Raw genomic sequence first — 2319 nt, 5'->3', positions numbered from 1 at the left:
GCATAGGAATTCTGTCTATAGCATCGCTTTTAGTCCAGATGGCAAGACATTGGCTTCTGCAAGTGACGACAAAACGATCAAACTGTGGATTTGGGATCTCGATAAACTGATGGCATTCGGTTGCAATAGGATCGGCGATTATCTCAGAACCAATCGGAAAGTAACAGAAGAGGATAAACAGATGTGTGCTGATTACCTCAACCAACAGTCAATCAAATAGGATTTAGGCAAAAACAGCCAACCAGCCAGATGTTCGCACTACATTTTTTCACCACTACTTCCACTTTTTCCGTTGTCCATTCCTCACTCGCATCAGTCACAACCCTAATATTTCGCTGCCGCGAATATTCATCCACAACCGCCGCCAGCATCAGATTATTAAATCTTGCTATTGAAGTTTCACTTTTGTAGTTAGGCGAGGTTTGGGGAGATCAAAAGGCGGTAGGTGCTAACTCTTAGGGATATTGCACTGATGTCCTTTGGAATATAAAGTGTAAAACTCCTGGAGTGCTGACATTTGTTCTCTCAATCTAGATATCTCTACATCCAAGGGAGGGAGTAGTTTCTCAAGGTTGCGAACCTCACTAAACCACAGTCGTAAATCGGGTTTGAGAGTTGCATAGAGCGTTTCGGGACACGACAGTAATATTGCTGTTATTATCTCTGCTGCGAATGGCTGTTGCGGCCACTTCCCTACAACAGAAATTGCATCCCCGTCATCCCTTGACAAGCATTGGTGAACAATATTAAACAGTGAATTTAACTCAATAGCTGCCCGTAATTTCTCAAGTGTCTCTGCCACCTCTGACGAGGTATTCACCATAGTTGTGAATTCAACAGGCCAATGGTGCAGGATGGTACTGACAACAGAAGCAATTGAATCAGGTTGCTCTTTTCTCAGAATGTCGGGGAATATTTCTGCAAAGTAAGGAGCAACACTACGCCACTGATGTAAATCACAAGCAACATGAAAAAATGTTTCTGGCAACTTTTCACTCTTCTGCAAAGAAATATAACCTCGACATTGATTAGTGACGGTATCGAGAGCTTCAAACGCTTGCCATAACAAAGGCAGAGAAACCCAGTGAGGTGGATATTTGAAACGGGCAACATCCAGCAGAAGAACTAGATCCCGCTGAGGATGATAGCCACCAATTGGTGAAAAGTGACCGTCACCCGTTTGTCCCAATACCTTCCGGCTGTAGGAAACAACTAGATGAATATCACCTGACGCCGCAGTCACTTCCTCAACTGCTTGCCGAAAGTTTTCCAAGCTGCTTTGGTTGTAACGGTGAGGTTTTACAACAGCACCGTTGCAACGTGCGATACAGACAAACTCATCAAAGGTGATACCGTTTTCTTTAATGACTGAAAGAGGTAAGCAACAGTCTAAAAATTCCTCTCCATACCATCTCCACACCCCTTTCCAAATGCGACCCGGATCGATGGATAAGGCATTAAGAACAACAACTAAACTACCCAATCCACAAAAAGCGGGTTCTGCTTGAGTGTGAAACTGTTCCGCTAGAGCAAAATACCCTTCCATACCTCCCAATGCCAACGCTTCTCGAAATATTTGCTTTCCCTCTACGGAGGAAAAGGCAATCGCAGAATCGGGGAGTGAACGACGATAAAACCCTTGAGCAGACATTGAGTGTTTTAACCCTTATTGCTTATGGTGCTAATAAATATTATGCAATATCGTCACATTGATGATGAATGTACTGATTTACTGTTTTTTTCAATTTTAGCAATAAAACGCTGCGAAGGTTTGACTTTCTGGGTGCAAATTTAAAAAACGTGATTATTTGCGAGGGAGGGCTAGGCATCAAGGTGATGAAAAAATTCGGCAATTTGCCACAGAGTTAGCGGTAGGCAGCTCGGATAAATCTCACATATTGCACCATTAGGAACAGGCAAGATGCCTGTTCCACAAAGAGTTAATTTATTGTGGAACAGGCATCTTGCCTGTTCCTAAAAAGCTGATCGAGAATGGTGCAATATCTCAGATTAATCAAAATTTTATGAATAGCCTCAATCACGCGATCTTTTATAAGAGTCGGCTCAATAGTTGTAAAAGTTGCAATTAATCAAATTTAAGCTGGTGATTTGGATAGGCACTGAGGTAGTCGAGGCTCAGAGCATTTATATTGAGGTGGCTGATAACGATATGGCAATTAGCAAATATCTCAAAGCGCCACTTTCTGCTCCCTTGTTGGTTGGCAAAACCAGCCATTTCGTCAATAGACATCTCCAAAATAGTAACATTATGTGGTAAAAGAACATAAGAGACCTTTTTTTACACAGAAAGATGAGCGA

General features: G+C 42.3%; 2 protein-coding genes. One reads left to right on the top strand and one right to left on the bottom strand.

Annotation, left to right across the window (positions count from 1 at the left end; all coding sequences use genetic code 11):
• Nucleotides 1-220, top strand: a 220-nt coding sequence (locus QUA83_RS27055; protein ID WP_333297025.1) for a WD40 repeat domain-containing protein, incomplete at its 5' end; no start/stop codon positions are given.
• 228 nt (nt 221-448) lie between these two features.
• On the opposite strand, the gene QUA83_RS27050 is transcribed toward QUA83_RS27055, so the two are convergent.
• Complete coding sequence (locus QUA83_RS27050; RefSeq protein WP_333297024.1) at nt 449-1651, bottom strand: phytochelatin synthase family protein; 1203 nt, start codon at nt 1649-1651, stop codon at nt 449-451.
• Between the last annotated feature and the right edge of the window lie 668 nt (nt 1652-2319).

The organism is Microcoleus sp. K1-B1 (assembly GCF_036704705.1).
Taxonomy (GTDB): Bacteria; Cyanobacteriota; Cyanobacteriia; order Cyanobacteriales; family Microcoleaceae; genus Microcoleus.
This window is presented reverse-complemented; position numbering and strand designations above follow the sequence as displayed.

Excerpts from the sequence above, each read along its gene's own strand:
- QUA83_RS27050 (WP_333297024.1), bottom strand. The coding sequence starts at position 1,651 with ATGTCTGCTCAAGGGTTTTATCGTCGTTCACTCCCCGATTCTGCGATT.